The organism is Delftia sp. Cs1-4, assembly GCF_000214395.1.
Classification (GTDB): Bacteria; Pseudomonadota; Gammaproteobacteria; order Burkholderiales; family Burkholderiaceae_C; genus Comamonas; species Comamonas acidovorans.
In genome coordinates, this window is record NC_015563.1 from 4,728,377 (window position 1) to 4,748,372 (window position 19,996).

Genomic DNA, 19,996 nt, shown 5'->3' on the forward strand with positions numbered 1-19,996 from the left:
TGCGGACCCGCTGGGCGTGCAGGCCGCCGCGGCCCCTGTATGCGATCCACACCCGACATCACCCCCCATCTCGGCTCCCTGCTGAAGTTCCGCCACGACCTGCATGCCAACCCCGAGTTGCGCTACGAGGAGCACCGCACCGGCGACAAGGTGGCGGCCTACCTGATGGCGCTGGGACTGCAGGTGCACCGCGGGCTGGGCAGGACCGGCGTGGTGGCAAGCATCCACGGCCAGGGGCGCAGTGCCGCCAACCCGGGCCGCAGCATCGGCATACGGGCCGACATGGATGCGCTGCCGGTGACGGAGCTCAACGCCTTCGGCCACGCCAGCCAGAACCCGGGCTGCATGCATGCCTGCGGCCATGACGGCCACACGACCATGCTGCTGGGCGCGGCCACGCTGCTGGCGCAGCAGCCGGATTTCGATGGATCGGTGCACCTGATCTTCCAGCCCGCCGAGGAAGGCGGCGCAGGCGCCAAGGCCATGATGGAGGACGGCCTGTTCGACCGCTTCCCCTGCGAGGCCGTGTTCGCGCTGCACAACTGGCCTGCCCTGCCTGCCGGCGAGATGGCGGTGCGCGTGGGGCCCATCATGGCCTCCACGCTGCGTTTTGAGATCCGCGTGCACGGCAAGGGCGGCCACGCGGCCATGCCCCACACCACGCTGGACCCGATTCCCGTGGCCTGCGCCATCGTCGGCCAGTTGCAGACCCTGGTGTCGCGCAGCACCGATCCGCTGGACAGCGCCGTGCTCACCGTGGGCAAGATCACCAGCGGCACGGTGGAGAACATCATTCCCGACGAGGCCAGCATCTTCGGCACGGTGCGCGCCCTCAGGACCGAGACGCAGCAGATGTTCATCGAAGGCATGCAGCGCATCAGCGAGCATGTGGCGGCTGCCCATCTGTGCCGCGCCGAGTTCATTCTCAAGCCCGGCTATCCCAACACCACCAACCACGCGCACGAGGCCCGCTTCATGGCCGAGGTGATGCGCGAGGCGGTGGGCGAGGACCGCACCCACGCCGACATCCTGCCGGCCATGACGGCCGAGGACTTCGGCTTCATGCTGGAGGCCGTGCCCGGCGCCTATGGCTGGATAGGCAACGGCCCCGCCACGGGCGAGCCCGGCGTGGGCCTGCACAACCCCGGCTACGACTTCAACGATGACAACCTGGGGCGCGGCGCACGCTTCTGGGACCTGCTGGCGCGCCGCTGGCTGGAACAGTCCAGGACCTGAACGCCGTCACATGCAGGCTCTTGGGCCTGCCCTCACACGCGGGCTCTTGCGCTGGCCCTCACACGCAGGCCCTTGCGCCGGCTTTCACACGCCGGCAGGCGCACCCAGTTGCAGATCCACCCACTCGACCGCCGGCAGGGGCCGGCCGTAGTGGTAGCCCTGGAACAGCACGTCCTGGTTCCAGGCCCGCAGCGTGCCGGCCTGCTCTTCGGTCTCCACTCCTTCGGCCACCACGCGCAGGCGCAGGCGTCTGGCCAGCAGCAGGATCGCCTCGACCATGGCGGCATTGCCCGGCGAGGTATGGCAGTCCTGCACAAAGGACTTGTCGATCTTGAGTTCACGGAACGGCAGCCGCTGCAGATAGGCCAGCGATGAATAACCGGTGCCGAAGTCGTCCAGCCCCATCTCCACGCCCAGCAGCTGCAGCTCGGTCATGCGCTCGCGCGCCTCGTCCACATCGCGCATGACCACGCTTTCGGTGACCTCCAGCGTGAGGCAGCGCGGGTCGGCCCCGGTTGCGGCCAGGGTGCGCTTGAGCTTGTCCACCACGTCGGGCTGGCGGAACTGCCGCCAGCTGACGTTGACCGACAGCCGCCAGCCCTGCTGCACGAACTCGGGCCGCACCAGCATGCGGCAGGCCTGCTCCAGCATCCAGTCGCCCAGTTGCACGATCAGGTCCGATTCCTCGGCCACGGCAATGAAATCACCGGGCTCGACCATGCCCAGGCGCGGATGGTTCCAGCGCACCAGCACCTCGGCGCCCACACAGCGCCCCATGTGGTCCACCTGGGACTGCAGATAGGGCTGCAGCTCGCCGGCAGGAATGGCGCGGCGCAAGTCCTTTTCGATGCGAAAGCGCTTGCCCACGGCCTCGGCCATGTCGGGCTGGAAGATGACGACCTGGCCCAGCCCGGCCTGCTTGGCCTGGTGCAGGGCCACGCCCGCGCGGCGCAGCACATCGTGGCCACCGCTGTCGGTGCGCGAGGCGGCAAAGCTGGCCGCGCCAATGCTGCAGCTGGCCTGCACTTCCTCACCGGTTTCCTCCAGCCACAGCGGCCGCTCCAGCGCGTCCTGCAGCACCTGGGCCAGGGCGCGCATGTGCTGATCGACCTCGGCCGCCTCCTGGCCGGCCTTCTCCAGCAGCACGGCGAATTCATCGGCGCCCATGCGGGCCAGCAGCACGCCGTCGGGCAGGGCATCGGCCAGGCGCAGCGCCAGCGCGCCCAGCAGCGCATCGCCACGCACCGTGCCGCGCACATCGTTGAAGGCCGTGAAGCGGTCCATGTCCAGCAGCAGCAGGCCGTGGCGCGGCTCGCCGCCCTTGCCGCCCTCGCGGAATTCGCGCGCCAGCGCGCGCAGGCGCTGGGTCAGCGACAGGCGGTTGGGCAGCCCGGTGAGCGCGTCGAAATGCGCCAGCGCATGGATCTGGCGTTCTGCGCGCATGCGCTCGGACAGGTCCTGCTTGAGCTCCACATAGTTGACGATGCTGCCGTCCGAGGCGCGTATGGGCGCCACCAGCACGGCCTCGGGCAGGTCCTCGCCCTGGCGCGTGCGGTTGGTCATCTGGCCGCGCCACAGCGCGCCCCGGCCCAGCTGGTGCAAGGCCTCTTCCCAGGCCGGCGCGTCCAGGCCCATGGTGGAGTAGCGGTGCGTGGGCTGGCCCAGGACCTCGTTGCGCGCAAAGCCGGTTCGCTGCAAGAAGGCCTCGTTCACGTAGACGATGTTCTGGTGCACGTCGGTGATGACGATGCTTTCGGGGTTCTGCTCCACGGCGCGGTAGAACTTGCGCAGATCGTCCTGGTGCTGCTCCAGCGAGCCCAGCGTGTCCTGCAGTTCCTGGGCACGGCGGATCAGGCTGCGCCTTGCCATCAGCGTGACCGTGCCCGTCAGCCCCAGCATGCCCACGAAGTACAGCATGGAGAACACGGGCGAGGTCTCGCGCTGGCCTATCCAGTCAACCCCCTCGCGGCCCGCCACCCAGAACGCGGCCATGGCCAGCACGGACAGCACCAGCATGGCCAGCGTGGTGCGCACGCCCAGCACCCAGGCGCACATGACGAGCAAGGCCGGAAAGGCCAGCACCGAGCTGCTTTGCACGCCGCCCGTGGCAGCCACCACGGTCACGGCTGCCACCCAGGTGCCCCAGACCAGAAGATTGGAGGCCAGCTTCCAGTGCCGGCGCCAGCCCAGCAGCACGGCGCCGAAGCTCACGCCGGCGGCAACCAGGTTCAGCCGCACGCTGGGCCAGGGAACGGGGTCCTGCGTCAGAAGCGCCATGGCCAGGAGCACGGTGAGGCTGGTGATCCATAGGCTGCCGACCAGAACGACCCGGCGCAGGGACAAATGGATTTCCGCCTCGACTCGATGACGCCGCATGAAAAAGCCCCAACAGAGAAAGAACACTCAACATGCTAGCGGTCGGCGCCGCCTGCGGCTGTGGTGGTTGTGCCACCGCCCCGGTCGGACGCCCTCTTGCACCAAACGGGGTATGCCGGCGCCGGCCGGCGGTGCCTCAGGGCGCGCTTTTGCGCTCGCGCGGGGGGCGCTTGCGCGCCTTGCTGGCGTCCTTGCGCGCCTGGCGCTCGGCATCGCGTTCCTGGCCCACGGCCAGCCACTGCGCGTATTCGTCGGGCGTCTCCAGCGTGATGCGGCCCAGGATCGCTCCGCGGAAATCCGTGAGCACCAGCTCGGCAGCTTTTTGCAGATTGACACGTCCGCCGCTCATCATGGCGCCGCGGCGCCGGCCGATGGCGTCCAGCAGCTCGTCGTCATGCAGGGCGGCAATGCGTTCGTTGTCCAGGCCCAGCTTGTAGCGCGCCTCCAGCAGGTCCGCGTAGTTCTTCTGCAGATAGCCCAGCAGCTCCAGCGCCACCAGTTCCTCGTCATAGGCGTTGCGGCCCACGGCGCCGCTGGCGGCCAGGTTGTAGCCGCTTTGCTCGACGATGATGCGCGGCCACAGCATGCCGGGCGTGTCCCAGAGGTAGAAGTCGTCGGCCAGCACGATGCGCTGCTCCAGCTTGGTGATGCCGGCCTCGTCCCCCGTCTTGGCCTGCCGCTTGCCGCTCATGGAGTTGATCAGCGTGGACTTGCCCACGTTGGGAATGCCGCAGATCAGCACGCGCATGGGCTTGGCCATGCCGCCACGGTTGGGGGCCAGCAGCTTGCAGGCCTCGATCAGCCGGCGCGTGGGTGCGGGCTCGGAAGCGTCCAGCGCAATGGCGCGCGTGTCGCTCTGGGCGTTGTACCAGTCCAGCCACAGCGGCGTGCGCGCGGCATCGGCCAGGTCCTGCTTGTTGAGCACCTGCAGGCGCGGCTTGTGGCCCGTCAGCTCCTGCAGCAGCGGGTTGCTGCTCGACCCCGGCAGGCGCGCATCCAGCACTTCGATGACCACATCGATTTCCTTGACGCGCTCGGTGATCACCTTGCGCGTGAGATTCATGTGACCGGGGAACCACTGTATGGCCATGGGATTACTTTCTGGGAAACGGGGGAACTGGCAGGGGCGCAAGGATAATTCATGGCTTGCGCAGACAGGATGGAACAGCGCGCTGCGCCCCAGCGCAAACCGCAGGCTTCATTCTTTCTTGCGCAAGCCGCAATTGTCCCCCGCTTTTACGCCCCGCCTCACTGCCTATGTCCTTGCCCGATACCCCCTCTTCCCGCTCCGCCTCGCGCAAGGCCGACATCGAACTGTTGATCAAGGGAGTGACCTGCGCCGTGATCGGCCTGGTGATTCTGCTGGCGCCGCAGTTCATGGCACCCGGGGGCATCGTGCAGATGATGGCCCAGTCGTACCTGGTCGGCTGGTTCGCCCTGCTGCTGGGCACGGCCTTCATCGTGCTTTTTGCGGTGCGCCGCAGCAAGGCGCGGCGCTGAGCATGGTGCAGGGCCCGCTGGAGCAGGCGCTGTCGCAGATCGGGCTTTGGCAGCAGCGCGCCCAGGCTGCAGGCATTGCACTGCGCCCGGCGCCGCCCCAGCCCACCAGTTGCTGCGGCCGCGGCTGCAACGGCTGCGTCTGGGAAGGCTTCTACGACGCCGTGCTGTTCTGGTGCGAGGATGCAGGCCAGGCCCTGAGCGGCGGACCTGGCTGAGGCACGGTCAGCGCAGGTTCTCGGGCGACATGTAGCGCAGGCGCCATTCCTCGAAGGACAGCGTGTCCGCAGCCTCGATGTCGCGCTGGTCCTGCACGGACTGCGCCGACCATTGCTCGAAGCGCTGCTGCTGCGCCTGGCTCCAGGGCAGGGCCAGCAGCGAATCACGGGCCTGCTCGGAACGGGCCAGCGTGAAGCGCGAGAAGCTGTTGCCGTACTCGCCCGTCAGCTCGCCCAGCACATGGGCCGACGGCGTGCGCTCCGGGTGCTCCAGGCGTTCCAGCGCCTGGGCCAGCGCGGCACTGTAATCGTGCGTGCCGTGCGTGCTGTCCAGCGCCTGGGCATAGGGGCGGCACTGGTCCAGCACTTCATGGGCCCAGTCGCGCAGCGGCACCTCGCGGCCCGCGCGCACCAGCTGCAGGCCGGGCTCGCGGCCACGCTCGGCGGTCAGGTGCTGGTTGTGCTTGAGTTCGGCGATCTCGGCCGGCGTATCGGGCGGGCTGTCGGCATTCAGGCAGTGCAGCAGGAACACGTCCAGCATGCGCATGGTGGGGGCGGCAATGCCCACATCCTCGAAGGGATCGAGGTCCATCAGGCGCACTTCCACATACTCCACGCCGCGCTCGCGCAGGGCATGCAGCGGGCGCTCGCCACGGCTGACGGTGCGCTTGGGGCGAATGGTGCCGTAGAACTCGTTCTCGATCTGCAGCAGACCCGTGCCCAGCTGGTTGTAGTCGCCGCCCGGATTGCGCACGCCCAGCATCTCGTAGGCCGGGTAGGGATGGGTCAGCGCCTCATGCAGCGAATTCGCATAGCCTTCCAGGCCGTTGTAGCTGACGTTGATGCTCGCCTGCGCATCGCTCTGGTAGCCCAGGCGGCCCATGCGCAGCGAGGTGGCATGGGGCAGGTACAGCGCCTGGCCCGTATTGCCCAGCGGCTTCAGGCCATGCTCGCGCCCCTCGACGAAACAGGGACACAGCGCGGGCGATGCGCCGTACAGATACAGCAGCACAAAGGCATGGCGCCGGAAATTGCGGATCAGCGAGAAATACTGCTCGCTGGCCACGCCGGGCAGCGACCAGTTGTAGTGGATGCCCGAGATGGTCTGCATGCGCCGGCCATAGCGATGGCCCAGGCCCATGCGGTACACGCTCTTGGATCGGCCCGAATGCGAGGAGCCATAGCGCGCCAGCGGAATCGTCTCGTCCGTGGGCAGCTGGCAGGGCATGCTGGAAGACCACAGCATCTCGCCGCCCGCATCGCGCAGGCTGCGCAGCACGAACTGGTGGATCTGCACCAGCTCGTCCAGGCATTCCTGCACGCCCAGGCGCGCGCCCGTGATCAGCTCGATCTGCGATTCGCTGTAGTCGGTGGTGATGTGCGGATGCGTGAGCGCCGAGCCCAGTGCCAGGGGATGCGGCGTCAGCGCCAGGCTGCCGGAAGGCAGCACGCGCAGGCCCTCCTTTTCTATGCCACGGCGTATGCCCTTGAGCCGCTGGGGATCGGGAACCGCCATGGATGCCTGCGATGTTTTCATTCTTGTTTACCGATTCGTTGATGGGCACCGGCCCACACGGAAACCACCAGGATTCCCGGCGGACCCGACCCGGACGCCGAATGATAGAGAAACGGCAGGAAACGCGATGGCGCCTGTCCGCTTAACCACGCGTTTTGGCCTGTTGCCCCGCATGGCACCGCCGCGAGCGAAAGGAATATGTCAGAGTTTCGCCCTCCCGGCCGGCGCTGCCTTGATACCGGGCAAGGGCAGGCCGGCCAGCGGTGAAATCACTTGCCGGCCCCCGCTTCATCAACGGGCAGCGGCCATGGCCTTGCCCACTTCCAGCGTACCCTGCGCGGCGCCGCTGGCGGGCACCTGTTCGCCGCTGCGGTCCAGCACCTGGGCCAGTTGCGCAGCCAGTTGCTCCGGCACCTGATCGCCCTGGCCCAGATACACGCCTTCGGTCAGCGTGATGAAGGCCGCCTCGAAGCCGCCCGCGCCTGCGCACAGCGTGGTACGTGTGGGCGCACTTTCGTGGGCCAGCACCAGCATGGCTGGCACCACGGCCTCGGGCTTGAGGGCGGCCAGCACGGCCTCGGGCATCAGGCCTTCCGTCATGCGCGTGGCCGCCGTGGGGGCCAGCGCATTCACGTGGATGCCGTGCTTGGCGCCTTCGATCGCCAGCGTCTGCATGAGGCCGACCTGGGCCAGCTTGGCCGCGCCGTAGTTGGCCTGGCCGAAGTTGCCATACAGGCCCGTGGACGAGGTGGTCATCACGATGCGCCCGTAGTTCTGCGCCTGCATGTGCGGCCACACGGCCTTGCAGCAATGCGCGGCGCCCATCAGGTGCACTTCCACCACCAGGCGGAAATCATCCATGTCCATCTTGGCGAAGCTCTTGTCGCGCAGGATGCCGGCGTTATTGACCAGGATGTCCACGCGGCCCCAGGCATCGACGGCCTGCTGCACCATGGCCTGCACGGCCGCGAAATCGGTGACCGATGCGCCGTTGGCCAGCGCCTGGCCGCCCGCCGCGCGGATCTCGTCCACCACGGCCTGGGCCGCCGTGGCCGAGCCGCCGCTGCCATCCACCGCGCCGCCCAGATCATTGACCAGCACCTTGGCGCCGCGCGCCGCCAGCGCCAGCGCATGAAGACGCCCCAGGCCGCCGCCGGCCCCCGTCACGATGGCCACGCGGCCCTCAAACTCAATCGCCATGGAGATGCTCCCTTTGTTGCGTTGAATGCCGGCTCCGCCCGCCGGATGGCAAGGCGCCGGTCACCCAGCAATGTAGACGGACGCCGTCTTCATTCCGGTTGCCCAAGCGACTGCGGCAGGGCAGCCAGCCTTGTCCCCACCATTGCGTGACAAGCCTGTGGACAACCATGTGCTGGCCCGGGACTGGTGACCCAAGCGGTTGTTTTGAATGGATTTTTTTCTTTTGCCTATTTTTTAATCAAATCCACAAGTCGTCTGCCCGACTTATCCCGTCTCACCCTGAACAATCTTGTGAACAACTTTCACAGCGGGCGGGATAAGCAACATAAGCCATTGATTCAAAAGGAAAACATGCAACCTGCTTAAAAAACAGGCAAAAGACCCCGGATTTTCGGGCCACGTCCCGCTTATCCACCGCGCAACCCGCATGTACGCATTTACCCCCATTCGGACTGGACAAGCATGTGGACAAGCCGCCAAAAATGCCAAATTCGCAACATAAGTCATTGATTTGTCAAACAAGCCTGCCAATTGCTCAAAAAACAGGCAAACCCATGCTTCACAGCCGGACGCGTTCAAACGCCTTGCGACCCGCTCCCCTCATAGGCCTCATCTCGCACATGCGCTGCAAGCGCCCCGCAGACGGCACCGGCAACCAGGGGAAAGACATAGACGCTGAGGGATTTGGGAAACGGCGTGCCGGAGGTCGCTGCAAAGCATGCCGCCAGCGCAGCGACACCGCTCACCGCACCCAGCACGGCGCCGAACTCCCTGGTACTCAGTACCTGGAGCAGGCCCCTGAGAGGCCAGCCGACCACATAGATCACCCCCGCCAAAGCGGCAGGAACAGCTCCTATGCCATAGCCAAACAGGACGAGCAGCCAGTTCACCGACAGGATCGACGCACCGTCCGCGCCCACAAGCATCACGGTCAGCACGCCCACACCGGGACCGACCAGCAGGAAGACAACCACAGGCAGGAGGTAGGGCTTGATATGCATGGCGCCAAGCCTAGCGCACCGCCGACCGCTGACCGCTGTCCGGGAGACCCACCCCAACCCAGCCCCCTGGCGCCAGACATGGCCCGAGACAGGGTACAAACACCCTTCGCCCCACCGAATTGCTGATCCCCCCTGATTCCCCCTTGATAACCATGAGCCAGGACTCCCCCGCCTCCTCCCCTTTTGCCCCGCCCTTCTTCACCGCCCGCCTCACGCCCAGCGGCCTGCAGGTCGATGCCTGGGCGGACCAGCCGCTGTTGCACTCGCTGGAGCAGGGCGGCGTGGACTGGCCCAGTTCCTGCCGCAACGGCACCTGCCGCACCTGCATCGGGCAGTTGGTCTCGGGCAGCGTGCGCTACGAGATCGAATGGCCGGGCGTGACGCGCGAGGAACGGGCCGAGGGCTGCGTGCTGCCCTGCATCGCCTATCCCGAAGGCGATGTGGTGCTGCAGGACCCCGGCCCCTGAATCCGGCCAAAGCCCGCGCCGCCTGCGGCCGATGGCCGCTGGAATAGAATGTGCGCTTTCGCAAGGTCATTCCGGGTCATGCCGATTGCCGACAGCGGCTGCGCCGCGCCACACGTTCTTTGGAAGCCCACTTCTGACGCCTGCCAGGCCGAGGGAGCCGGCGCGTGTGCCGCGCCCCGTCCGCACGACCCGGCTCCTCCAGAAGGCACTCCATGAACAACTCCACGTCCCCCGTGCCCATCTCGCCGGTGGAAGACATCATTGCCGACATGCGCGCGGGCCGCATGGTCATCCTCGTCGATGAGGAAGACCGCGAGAACGAAGGCGACCTGGTGCTGGCCGCCGACCATGTCACCCCCGAGGCGATCAACTTCATGGCGCGCTTCGGCCGCGGCCTGATCTGCCTGACGCTCACGCGCGAGCGCTGCGAATACCTGAAGCTGCCGCCCATGGCCGCGCGCAACGGCACCGTGTACAGCACGGCCTTCACCGTCTCCATCGAAGCGGCCGAGGGCGTGACCACCGGCATCTCCGCCGCCGACCGCGCGCGCACCGTGCAGGCCGCCGTGGCCAAGGACTCCAAGCCCACGGATCTGGTCCAGCCCGGCCACATCTTCCCGCTGCAGGCCGTCGACGGCGGCGTGCTCATGCGCGCCGGCCATACCGAGGCTGGCTGCGACTTCGCCGCCCTGGCCGGCTGCAGCCCCGCCGCCGTGATCTGCGAGATCATGAAGGACGACGGCACCATGGCCCGCCTGCCCGACCTGCAGCTGTTCGCTGCCGAGCACGGCCTGAAGATCGGCACCATTGCCGACCTGATCCAGTACCGCAGCCGCAACGAATCCCTGCTCAGCAAGGTCGGCACGCGCCCGCTGCAGACGGCGCATGGCGAGTTCATCGCCCATGCCTTCCGCGACCTGCCCAGCCAATCCGTGCACCTGGCCCTGGTCAAGGGCCAGTGGGAAGCCGACACCCCCGTGCCCGTGCGCGTGCACGAGCCGCTGTCGGTGCTGGACGCGCTGGAGACCGGCCGCACCCTGCACTCCTGGAGCCTGGACTCCAGCCTCGAATACATCGCCCGCCAGGGCCACGGCGTGGCCGTGCTGCTCAACTGCGGCGAGACCGGCGACCAGCTGATGGCCCAGTTCGACGGCAGCGCCCGTGCCGCCCAGGCCCCCGAGCGCGGCCGCATGGACCTGCGCACCTATGGCGTGGGCGCGCAGATCCTGCGCGAATGCGGCGTGCAGCGCATGCAGCTCATGGGCCAGCCGCGCCGCCTGCCCAGCATGGCCGGCTACGGCCTCGAAATCAGCGGCTACATCCCCAAGGAATAAGAAATGTTGAACGCAGAAAAGGGCCAGGCCCAGAACCTCGACGGCGCGCAGCTGCGCGTCGGCATCGTCCAGGCCCGCTTCAATGAAAGCATCACCAACAGCCTGACCCAGGCCTGCCGCGAAGAGCTGCTGGCCCTGGGCGTGCAGGCCGGAAACATCGACCACGTCACCGTGCCCGGCGCCCTGGAAGTGCCCGTGGCGCTGCAGGCGATGGCCGAGTCCGACCGCTACGACGCCCTGGTGGCGCTGGGCTGCATCATCCGTGGGGAGACATACCACTTCGAGCTGGTGGCCAACGAATCGGGCGCGGGTGTCACGCGCCTGGCCCTGGACTACCAGCTGCCGATCGCCAACGCGATCATCACCACCGAGAACACGGAGCAGGCCATCGCGCGCCAGACCGAAAAGGGACGCGACGCGGCCCGGGTCGCCGTGGAGATGGCCAACCTGCTCCAAACCATAGCCCGAACATGAGCGACGAACAATCCACACCGGCCTCGGGCCGCCCTCCCCGCCAAAGCCGCGGCGGCCTGACCAGCACCGGCGCGCGCAAGGCCGCCTCCAAGTCCAACCGCAGCCGCGCGCGTGAATTCGCGCTGCAGGCGCTGTACCAGCACCTGGTGGGCGGCAACGACGTGGAGGCCATCGACCGCTTCACGCGCGACCTGTCCGGCTTTCACAAGGCCGACTCGGTGCACTATGACGCGCTGCTGCGCGGCTGCATCAACTCCCAGGTGGACCTGGACGCGCTGATCGCCCCCAAGCTGGACCGCACCATGGCCGAGATCTCGCCCATCGAGCACGCCAGCATGTGGATCGGCGTGTATGAATTCCAGCACTGCCCCGACGTGCCCTGGCGCGTGGTGCTCAACGAGTGCATCGAGCTGGCCAAGGAATTCGGCGGCACCGACGGCCACAAATACGTGAACGCCGTGCTCAACGGCCTGGCGCCCACGCTGCGCGCGGCCGAAGTCGAGCATGACCGTGCGGGCAAGGGCTCCGCGCCCGCGCAGCCCGCCGCCAAGGCAGACACGGCCACCGACGCGGCAGCAGATGCCGCCACGGACGCAGCAGCAGACGACGCTGCCGACCAGGCCGCCGGCTGACGCCGCGCCTCGGGTCTTCGGGGCACAGGCCCCGCCGCATCCGGCCATCCATGGCCCGCCCGCGCCTGCCGGGCGCGGGCGCCTCTTCCAGGATTTCACCCGTCATGAAGTTTTCGACCCGCGCCGACCGCATTGAGCCCTTTTACGTGATGGAGATCGCCAAGGCGGCGCAGGAGATGGCGCGCGGCTGCGCGGACAGCGACACGCCGATGATCTTCCTGAACATCGGCGAGCCCGACTTCACCGCCCCCCCGCTGGTGCAGGAGGCCGCAGCGCGCGCCGTGCAGGACGGCGCCACGCAGTACACGCCGGCCCTGGGCCTGCCCCAGCTGCGCGAGCGCATCAGCCATTGGTATGCGCAGCGCTTCGGCGTGGATGTGCCGGCGCGGCGCATCGTGGTCACGGCCGGCGCCTCGGCCGCGCTGCAGCTGGCCTGCCTGGCGACCATCGACGCGGGCGACGAAATCCTCATGCCCGACCCCAGCTATCCCTGCAACCGCCACTTCGTGAGCGCAGCCGAAGGCCGGGCCGTGATGGTGCCGACCACGGCGGCCGAGCGCTACCAGCTGAGCGCCGACAAGGTCGAGGCCGCCTGGAACGAGCACACGCGCGGCGTGCTGCTGGCATCGCCCTCCAATCCCACCGGCACCTCGATTGCGCCGGCCGAGCTGCGCCGCATCCTCGACGTGGTGCGCGCCCGGGGCGGGCTGACCATCATCGACGAGATCTACCTGGGCCTGTCGCATGACGACGCCTTCGGCCAGACCGCGCTGGCGCTGGGCGAGGACGTCATCAGCATCAACAGCTTCAGCAAGTACTTCAACATGACGGGCTGGCGCCTGGGCTGGATGGTGGTGCCCGAGGCCATGGTGCCCGTGGTCGAGCGCGTGGCGCAGAACCTCTTCATCTGCGCCAGCACCGTCTCGCAGCGCGCCGCCCTGGCTTGCTTCGAGCCCGAGTCCATTGCCGAGTACGAGCGCCGCCGCGCCGAATTCAAGGCCCGGCGCGACTTCTTCATCCCTGCGCTCGAGGCCCTGGGCCTGCCCGTGCCCGTGCAGCCCGACGGCGCCTTCTACGCCTGGGCCGACTGCCGTGCCGCTGCCGCCAAGCTCGGCGTCCAGGGCAGCTGGGACTTTGCCTACGCCGTCATGGAGCGCGCCCACCTGGCCATCACGCCGGGCCGCGACTTCGGCACGTTCGAGACCGCCGACTTCGTGCGCTTTTCCACGGCCAACTCCATGGAACAGCTGCAGGAGGCCGTGCGCCGCCTGCAGCGCCTGCTGGCCTGAGGGCCGCCGCACATGGCCTTCGAATTTCCCATCCGCGTCTACTGGGAGGACACCGATGCCGGCGGCATCGTGTTCTACGCCAACTATCTGAAGTTCTTCGAGCGTGCCCGCACCGAGTGGCTGCGCGCCCTGGGCATAGGCCAGCAGCAGTTGCGGGAACAAACGGGCGGCATGTTTGTCGTAACCCAGGCCCAGCTGCAATACCTGCGGGCGGCCCGGCTCGATGACCAACTCCTTGTTACCGCCGAGCTGCGAAGCAGCGGGCGCGCTTCGCTGACAATACGGCAGCAGGCGCTGCTGGCATCCGCCGGCGATGGCAGTGCGCCGCCGCCCCTGTTGTGCGAAGGCACGATCCGCATTGGATGGGTGGATGGCTCGACCATGCGCCCCGCAAGAATTCCGAACCGCATCCTGGAGCAACTCTCATGAACTCCCATGACATGTCCATACTCAGCCTCGTGCTGCAGGCCAGCTGGGTCGTGCAGCTGGTCATGCTGATCCTCGTGGGCGCCTCGGTGGCCAGCTGGGCCACCATCTTCCGCAAGTCGCAGACATTGAAGCGCGTGCGCTCGCTCAACGACGGCTTCGAGCAAGACTTCTGGTCGGGCACCAGCCTCAACGATCTCTATGCCTCGGCCGCCCACCATGCCAAGCAGGGCGGCCCCATGGAACGCATCTTCGCCAGCGGCATGCGCGAGTACCAGAAGCTGCGCGAGCGCCGCATCGCCGATGTGAACCAGTTGATGGACGGCACGCGCCGCGCCATGCGCGCCAGCTTCCAGCGCGAGATGGACGAGGTCGAGTCGGGCCTGTCCTTCCTGGGCACCGTGGGCTCGGTCTCTCCCTACATCGGCCTGTTCGGCACGGTCTGGGGCGTGATGCACGCCTTCACCGGCTTTGCCAACATGGAGCAGATCACGCTGGCCACCGTGGCCCCCGGCATTGCCGAGGCGCTGGTGGCCACGGCCATGGGCCTGTTCGCCGCCATCCCGGCCGTCACGGCCTACAACCGCTATGCCCACCAGATCGACCGCGTGGCCAGCCAGCAGGAAACCTTCATCGAAGAGTTCTCCAACATCCTGCAGCGCAACGTGGGTGCGACCGGCTCCAGCACCCCGTCCGGCCATTGAAGTCGCTCAAAGCCAGCAAGGAGTGAGCACATGCCCGCAGTAGCCTCGCGCGGCGGCCGCAGCCGCCGCACCGTCAACGAGATCAACATGGTGCCCTTCATCGACGTGATGCTGGTGCTGCTCATCATTTTCATGGTGACGGCCCCCATGCTCACGCCGGGCTCCATCAACGTGCCCAGTGCCGGCAAGGCCGCGCGCACGCCCCCGAAGCGCGCCGACGTGATGATCGACAAGGACGGCGGCATCCGCATCAAGGCCGGCAGCACCGACAAGACCGTCACGCTCAAGGAGCTGGGCGCAGCCGCCAGGAGCTGGCAGGACCAGCAAAGCGACGACAGCGCCGTGCTGATTTCGGCGGACAAGAAGCTGCCCTTCGAGACCGTGATGGCCGCCATGTCGGCCCTGCAGTCGGCCGGCGTCAAGCGCGTGGCCTTCGGCGTCAAGTCCTCCCAGTAAGCAGCGCCGCCCGCCTTCGATCCCATGCCCAACCTGCAAGACCACGACCAGTTCGCACCGCCGCGCACGCGCGGCCGCACGCGCTCGTGGGCCCTGGCCGCGGCAGCGCACGGGCTGCTTGTGGCCGCCATGCTGTGGACCGTGCGCCCCCCGAAGCAGGCCGACGAGCCCATGGTCGAGGCCGAGTTCTGGTCCACGGCCGCACCCGCTCCCGCCCTGCCCGTGCCTGCGCCACCGCCGCCACCTGCACCCGAGCCTGTTCCCCAGCCGCCACCGCCGCCGCCCGCGCCCGTGATTGCACCGCCCCCACCTCCCAAGCCGCAGGCCGTGGACGACGACCACGAGGCCGAGATCGCGCTGGAGAAGAAGCGCAAGATCGAGCAGCAAAAGAAGGAGCGTGCCGAACAGGCCGCCCGTGAGCAGCGCGAGAAGGAACGCCAGGAGCGCCTGGACAAGGAAAAGGCCGACAAGGCGGCCAAGGACAAGGCCGAGCGCGAGAAGGCGGAAAAAGCCGAGAAGGACCGCCGCGACAAGCTCGAGCAGCAGAAAAAGGACAAGGCCGAGCAGGACCGCAAGGACCGCCTGGAGCAGCAAAAGAAGGACAAGGCCGAAAAGGAAAAGGCGGACAAGGAAAAAGCCGCCAAGGACAAGGCCGAGCGCGAGAAAGCCGAGAAGGCCGACAAGGAAAAGGCCGCCAAGGCCGAAGCCGAGAAGAAGGCCGCCGAGGACAAGCGCAAGAAGGAACAGGCCGCCAAGGAAGCCCGCGAGGCCAAGGAAGCCGAGGCACGCCGCCTGGAGAACATCCGCCGCATGCAGGGCCTGGCCGGCAGCGGCGGCTCGGCCGGCGAAGGCGCCGGTGGCAGCAAGAGCGGCGGCTCGGGCAGCTCGGCCGGAGGCCCCTCGGCCGGCTATGGCGCCAAGGTGGCCGCGCGCGTCAAGCCCAACATCGTCTACCCGGACGCCATCAGCGGCAACCCGCGGGCCGAGGTGCGCGTGCGCACCGCGCCCGATGGCACCATCACCGGCACCACCATTGCCAAGTCCAGCGGCAACAAGGCCTGGGACGATGCCGTCATCCGCGCGCTGCAAAAGACCGAGACGCTGCCGCGCGACATCGATGGCCGCGTGCCTTCGGACCTGGTCATCGGCTTCCGCCCGCAGGACTGAACGGGCACAGGCCCTTCATCAAAAAGCCCCGCCGGTACCTGCCTGCGGGGCTTTTTCCATCTTGCGTTGTATGCAATCCGCCACGCGCCTGCGACTTCGCTTGCGGCACCGGCCGCTTGTCCCTAGCATCCCCGTCTTTGCCGCATTCGCGGCACCCGTCCACCATCGCAAAGGAGAGAACCCATGTCCCATTCGACACGTCCCTTTGCAGTCGTGCACGCTTGAAGCCCTAGCGCCTCCAGGCCACGCTGCAGACCTGATTTCCGGCCCCGCAAGAGGCCCGGCTTTCGGCTGCGCGTGCGCTTTTCCTGATGCCTGTCCATCGAGCTTGCGGCGACTGCCCATTGCGCATTCCGCATCTGCCGGAATGTGCCCCAAGCACTCGATCGAAAGCCATTCATGGGCAATTCCCTTTCGGACACCTACATTGAGGTGTTCGCCAACCGCGGCGTCTGGATTGAAGACGCCGCCATCCAACAACTTCAAACGACGGCCCGCAACCTGGCCGGCATGCGCGCCGCCGTGGGCCTGCCGGACCTGCACCCGGGCCGGGGCTACCCGGTAGGGGCAGCCTTCTTTTCCGTGGGCCGCTTCTACCCGGCCCTGGTCGGCGGCGACATCGGCTGCGGCATGTCGCTGTACAGCACGGAGCTGGCGGCGCACAAGACCTCGGCCACCAAGCTGGAAAAGGCGGTGGGCAACATCGACGGCCCCCTGCCCCAGGAACTGCTGGACGCCGTGGACATGCAGCAGCTGGAGCACATCGCCCAAGCCAGCGGCGTGGCCGACCTGGCGTATCTGCAGGACAGCCTGGGCACCATTGGCGGCGGCAACCACTTTGCCGAACTGCAGGTGGTGGACACGCTGTACGAGGACGGTGCGCTCGACAGGAAACGCGTGCACCTCATGGTGCACAGCGGCTCGCGCGGGCTGGGCGGCGCCATCCTGCGCGCCCATGTGGAGGCCTTCAGCCACGACGGCCTGGCCGCCAGCAGCGATGCCGCCACGCAGTACCTGCGCCAGCACGCGGCCGCCATCGCCTTCGCCCAGCTCAACCGCGCCAGCATTGCGGCACGCCTGCTGCGCGCCCTGCGCACGCGCGGCCAGGCCCTGCTGGACATCACCCACAACCACGTGATCGCCCACCACTGGCGCGGAGAAGACGGCTTTTTGCACCGCAAGGGCGCCACGCCGGCCGACCAGGGGCTGGTGGTGATCCCGGGTTCGCGCGGCGACTACAGCTATCTTGTGCGGCCCGTGGCCGGGCGTGATGAGGCACTGCACTCGCTGGCACACGGCGCGGGCCGCAAGTGGGCACGCACCGATTGCATGGGCCGCCTGCGCCCGCGCTTCACGCTGGACGAGCTGCTGCGCACCCAATTCGGCAGCGCCGTGGTCTGCGCCGACCGCGAACTGGTCTACGAGGAGGCCCCCCAGGCCTACAAGGACGTGGACTCCGTGGTCGCCAGCCTGCAGGAAGCCGGCCTGGTGCAACTGGTGGCGCGGCTGCGCCCCCTGCTGACCTACAAGAAGGGAGCCATGCAATGCTGCTGATCCAGCTGACCGCATCCCACGGCCCCACCGAGTGCGAGCATGCCGTGCGCCTGACCCTGCGCGAGCTGCTGCGCGACTGCGCCTCCAGCGGCATCGCCGTGGACGTGCTGGAGGAAACGCCCACGCCGGCCGGCTACAAGTCCGTGCTGCTGCGCTGCGAGGGCGACACGGACCTGCTTCACGGCACGCTGGGCGCCTGGCTGGGCACCATCCAGTGGGTCTTCGACAGTCCCCTGCGGCCCCATCACCCGCGCAGGAACTGGTTTGTTGCCGTGCAGAAGTGCGAGCCGCCCCGGCAATTGCCGGCCGATGGAGAGATCGTCTTCCAGGCCTGCAAGGCCTCGGGCAAGGGCGGCCAGCATGTCAACACCACGGACTCCGCCGTCCATGCCCTGCATGTGCCCAGCGGGATCTCGGTGAAGGTCATGAGCGAGCGCAGCCAGCACGCCAACAAGCGGCTGGCGCGCGAGCTGCTGGCCCTGAAGCTGGCGCGCCTCAACGCGCAGGGCGAGGGCCAGGCCCGGCGCACACGCAGCCAGCAGCACTGGGAGGTGGAGCGCGGCAGCCCCGTGAAGGTGTTCCGCGCCTGAACGCCCGGGACTAGCCCCTGGCGCACATGTAGATGCCCAGGGCCAGCAGGCCCAGCATCAGCACGCGCTTGAAAACCTGGGGCGACAGCGACTGGCGCAGCCGCTCGCCCCAGGCCATGCCGGCCAGGGCGGGCAGCAGCATCAGTGCGGAAACCAGGGCCGTGGCCCCCCAGCCCGTCCAGGACGAAGCGGCATGGCCCGGCCCCTGCGCCAGCGCCATGCCCGCGCCCAGCGCCAGCGTGGACACCGTGAAGCACAGGCCCATGGCCTGCATCAGCGCCTGCCGGCCCAGCGCCAGCGATTGCAAAAAGGCCACGGCCGGCACCACGAACACGCCGGTCAACGCCGTGATCCCGCCCGTCAACAGACCACACAACAGACCCAGCCAGGCCTGATGCCTCTGCGGCACCTGCAGGCCTGGCCCCCACAGGCCCCACAGGCCCCACAGGCCCCACAGGGCATACACAACCAGGGCCACGCCCAGTGCCGTGCGCGCCACGGCGGCCTCGCCCACCGGGCCCCACCACAGCATGCCGCCCACCGTGCCCGCGACAATGCCCAGCTGCATCCAGCCCAGGCGCCGCAGCAAAGGCCGCAGCGATGGCATGGGCCGCATCTGCACCACATTGGTCACCAGGGACGGCAGCAGCAGCCAGGCCGCCGCCTGCCCGGTCGGCATGAACAGCGCCAGCAGTGCCATGGACACCGTGGGCAGCCCTAGGCCCACCACCCCCTTGACGACACCGGCCAGCCCGAACACGGCCACCGCCGCCGCCAGCACCCACCACGCATCCCACATCACGGCCACCCTGCACTTTCACTGACTTGGCTCAGGCCCTTCCTGAACCTCATGGCACCATGCTCGTGCACCAACAAAGGGATCACAATCGGGAATCTTCAAACCAAGGCTCAGGCATGGCCTGATCCTTCAGCACCACAGTCCATGCGATTCGACCTCACCGACCTGCAGCTGTTCGTCCATATCCTCGACTGCGGCACGCTCACGGCGGCGGCCGGGCGCGCGCACATGACCCTGGCCTCGGCCAGCGAGCGCGTGCGCGGCATGGAGGCGCAACTGGGCTGCGCCCTGCTCGCGCGCCAGGCGCGCGGCGTGCGGCCCACGGCGGCCGGCCACACGCTGGGCCAGCATGCGCGTGACGTTCTGGCACGGATGCAACGCCTGCGCGGCGACATGGCCGAGTACGGCGCGGGCCTGGCCGGGCATGTGCGCGTATGCGGCAACACCTCGGCCGTGAGCGAGCACCTGCCGCTGGCCGTGGCCGGATTCCTGCGCGGCCATCCGCGCGTGGCGCTGGAGCTGCAGGAATGCCGCAGCGCCGAAGTGCTGGACCGGCTGCGCCAGGGCCTGTGCGACATCGGCGTGGCCAGCGATGCCCAGGACCTGCGCGGCCTGCAGGCCACGCCCTGGCGCCCCGACCCGCTGGTGGCCGTGCTGCCGCGCGCCCACCGCCTGGCCCGGCGCAAGCGGCTGGCCTTGCAGGACCTGCTGACCGAAGACTGGGTAGGCCTGCCGCACGATGCCGCCCTGCAGGTGCTGGTGCGCCAGCAGGCCGCCTTGCTGGAAGGGCCGTCGGGAGGGCAGTTGCGCTGGCGCGCCCAGCTGCAGCACCTGGACAGCATCTGCCAGCTGGTGGGCCAGGGTGTGGGCGTGGCCGTCATGCCCGCCGCCGCCGCGCAGCGCCTGGCCCCGGCCAGCGGCGCCCGCGCCGTGCCCTTGTGCGATGCCTGGGCCCGGCGCCAGCTGCTGCTGTGCACGGCCCGGGAAGACCAGTTGCCCGCCCATGCAAGGCAGTTGCTGGTGCATCTGAAGGGACTGGGCCTGACGGAGCCATAGCGAA

21 protein-coding genes are annotated in these 19,996 nt (G+C 68.3%); 15 read left to right on the plus strand and 6 right to left on the minus strand.

Annotation, left to right across the window (positions count from 1 at the left end; translation table 11 throughout):
• The first annotated feature begins 39 nt into the window (after positions 1-39).
• Entirely contained in the window at positions 40-1,236 is a 1,197-nt protein-coding gene (locus tag DELCS14_RS20710) for a M20 aminoacylase family protein (protein ID WP_013803401.1), read from the plus strand.
• 84 nt (positions 1,237-1,320) lie between these two features.
• Here the strand turns inward: DELCS14_RS20710 and DELCS14_RS20715 are convergent, their stop codons facing one another.
• Positions 1,321-3,612 (minus strand): GGDEF domain-containing phosphodiesterase, encoded by a 2,292-nt coding sequence (locus DELCS14_RS20715; RefSeq protein ID WP_013803402.1) that lies wholly within the window; start codon positions 3,610-3,612, stop codon positions 1,321-1,323.
• 136 nt (positions 3,613-3,748) lie between these two features.
• Positions 3,749-4,702, minus strand: coding sequence for a ribosome biogenesis GTPase YlqF (gene ylqF, locus DELCS14_RS20720; protein WP_012204393.1), 954 nt, complete (start codon positions 4,700-4,702; stop codon positions 3,749-3,751).
• 167 nt (positions 4,703-4,869) lie between these two features.
• Between ylqF and DELCS14_RS20725 the strand changes: the two genes are divergently transcribed.
• Both DELCS14_RS20725 and DELCS14_RS20730 read left to right on the plus strand, forming a co-directional pair.
• Complete coding sequence (locus DELCS14_RS20725; RefSeq protein ID WP_013803403.1) at positions 4,870-5,112, plus strand: hypothetical protein; 243 nt, start codon at positions 4,870-4,872, stop codon at positions 5,110-5,112.
• 2 nt (positions 5,113-5,114) lie between these two features.
• A complete protein-coding gene (locus DELCS14_RS20730) occupies positions 5,115-5,327 on the plus strand; it encodes an oxidoreductase-like domain-containing protein (RefSeq protein WP_012204391.1) in 213 nt (70 codons plus the stop codon).
• A gap of 7 nt (positions 5,328-5,334) precedes the next feature.
• On the opposite strand, the gene gshA is transcribed toward DELCS14_RS20730, so the two are convergent.
• The 3 genes from gshA to DELCS14_RS20745 form a co-directional block, all read right to left on the minus strand.
• Complete coding sequence (gene gshA, locus DELCS14_RS20735) at positions 5,335-6,864, minus strand: glutamate--cysteine ligase (protein WP_043796415.1); 1,530 nt, start codon at positions 6,862-6,864, stop codon at positions 5,335-5,337.
• 270 nt (positions 6,865-7,134) lie between these two features.
• Positions 7,135-8,043, minus strand: a complete 909-nt coding sequence (locus DELCS14_RS20740) for an SDR family NAD(P)-dependent oxidoreductase (RefSeq protein ID WP_013803405.1) — start codon at positions 8,041-8,043, stop codon at positions 7,135-7,137.
• A gap of 575 nt (positions 8,044-8,618) precedes the next feature.
• The gene (locus DELCS14_RS20745; RefSeq protein ID WP_013803406.1) at positions 8,619-9,044 is read right to left on the minus strand and encodes a hypothetical protein; all 426 of its coding nucleotides are present in this window, start codon (positions 9,042-9,044) and stop codon (positions 8,619-8,621) included.
• A gap of 152 nt (positions 9,045-9,196) precedes the next feature.
• Here DELCS14_RS20745 and DELCS14_RS20750 point away from each other — a divergent pair, with 152 nt between their 5' ends.
• From DELCS14_RS20750 to prfH, 11 genes are all read left to right on the plus strand, one after another.
• Positions 9,197-9,511 carry a 2Fe-2S iron-sulfur cluster binding domain-containing protein gene (locus DELCS14_RS20750; protein WP_013803407.1) on the plus strand — a complete coding sequence of 105 codons (315 nt, stop codon included), beginning with the start codon at positions 9,197-9,199 and terminating at the stop codon, positions 9,509-9,511.
• Between the two features lie 212 nt (positions 9,512-9,723).
• Complete coding sequence (gene ribBA, locus DELCS14_RS20755) at positions 9,724-10,845, plus strand: bifunctional 3,4-dihydroxy-2-butanone-4-phosphate synthase/GTP cyclohydrolase II (protein ID WP_013803408.1); 1,122 nt, start codon at positions 9,724-9,726, stop codon at positions 10,843-10,845.
• 3 nt (positions 10,846-10,848) lie between these two features.
• Positions 10,849-11,319, plus strand: coding sequence for a 6,7-dimethyl-8-ribityllumazine synthase (gene ribH / locus DELCS14_RS20760; RefSeq protein ID WP_012204386.1), 471 nt, complete (start codon positions 10,849-10,851; stop codon positions 11,317-11,319).
• Positions 11,316-11,951: a transcription antitermination factor NusB gene (gene nusB, locus DELCS14_RS20765; RefSeq protein WP_013803409.1), complete on the plus strand. Its 636-nt coding sequence runs from the start codon at positions 11,316-11,318 to the stop codon at positions 11,949-11,951. Before ribH ends, nusB begins: the two co-directional genes overlap by 4 nt.
• A 104-nt stretch (positions 11,952-12,055) precedes the next feature.
• Positions 12,056-13,240: a pyridoxal phosphate-dependent aminotransferase gene (locus DELCS14_RS20770; RefSeq protein ID WP_043796416.1), complete on the plus strand. Its 1,185-nt coding sequence runs from the start codon at positions 12,056-12,058 to the stop codon at positions 13,238-13,240.
• A gap of 12 nt (positions 13,241-13,252) precedes the next feature.
• A complete protein-coding gene (ybgC, locus tag DELCS14_RS20775; protein ID WP_013803411.1) occupies positions 13,253-13,669 on the plus strand; it encodes a tol-pal system-associated acyl-CoA thioesterase in 417 nt (138 codons plus the stop codon).
• Positions 13,666-14,370, plus strand: a complete 705-nt coding sequence (gene tolQ / locus DELCS14_RS20780; RefSeq protein WP_012204382.1) for a protein TolQ — start codon at positions 13,666-13,668, stop codon at positions 14,368-14,370. The genes ybgC and tolQ overlap by 4 nt, the downstream gene beginning before the upstream one ends.
• 30 nt (positions 14,371-14,400) lie before the next feature.
• Complete coding sequence (locus tag DELCS14_RS20785; RefSeq protein ID WP_012204381.1) at positions 14,401-14,826, plus strand: ExbD/TolR family protein; 426 nt, start codon at positions 14,401-14,403, stop codon at positions 14,824-14,826.
• 24 nt (positions 14,827-14,850) lie between these two features.
• Complete coding sequence (gene tolA / locus DELCS14_RS20790; RefSeq protein WP_013803412.1) at positions 14,851-15,993, plus strand: cell envelope integrity protein TolA; 1,143 nt, start codon at positions 14,851-14,853, stop codon at positions 15,991-15,993.
• 399 nt (positions 15,994-16,392) lie between these two features.
• Positions 16,393-17,547, plus strand: a complete 1,155-nt coding sequence (locus DELCS14_RS20795; protein WP_013803413.1) for an RNA ligase RtcB family protein — start codon at positions 16,393-16,395, stop codon at positions 17,545-17,547.
• Positions 17,538-18,137 carry a peptide chain release factor H gene (gene prfH / locus DELCS14_RS20800; RefSeq protein ID WP_013803414.1) on the plus strand — a complete coding sequence of 200 codons (600 nt, stop codon included), beginning with the start codon at positions 17,538-17,540 and terminating at the stop codon, positions 18,135-18,137. Before DELCS14_RS20795 ends, prfH begins: the two co-directional genes overlap by 10 nt.
• A gap of 10 nt (positions 18,138-18,147) precedes the next feature.
• Here the strand turns inward: prfH and DELCS14_RS20805 are convergent, their stop codons facing one another.
• On the minus strand, positions 18,148-18,936 hold the full coding sequence (locus tag DELCS14_RS20805; RefSeq protein ID WP_013803415.1) for a TSUP family transporter: 789 nt from the start codon (positions 18,934-18,936) through the stop codon (positions 18,148-18,150).
• 144 nt (positions 18,937-19,080) lie between these two features.
• Here DELCS14_RS20805 and DELCS14_RS20810 point away from each other — a divergent pair, with 144 nt between their 5' ends.
• Entirely contained in the window at positions 19,081-19,992 is a 912-nt protein-coding gene (locus DELCS14_RS20810) for a LysR family transcriptional regulator (RefSeq protein ID WP_013803416.1), read from the plus strand.
• The last annotated feature ends 4 nt before the right edge of the window (positions 19,993-19,996 follow it).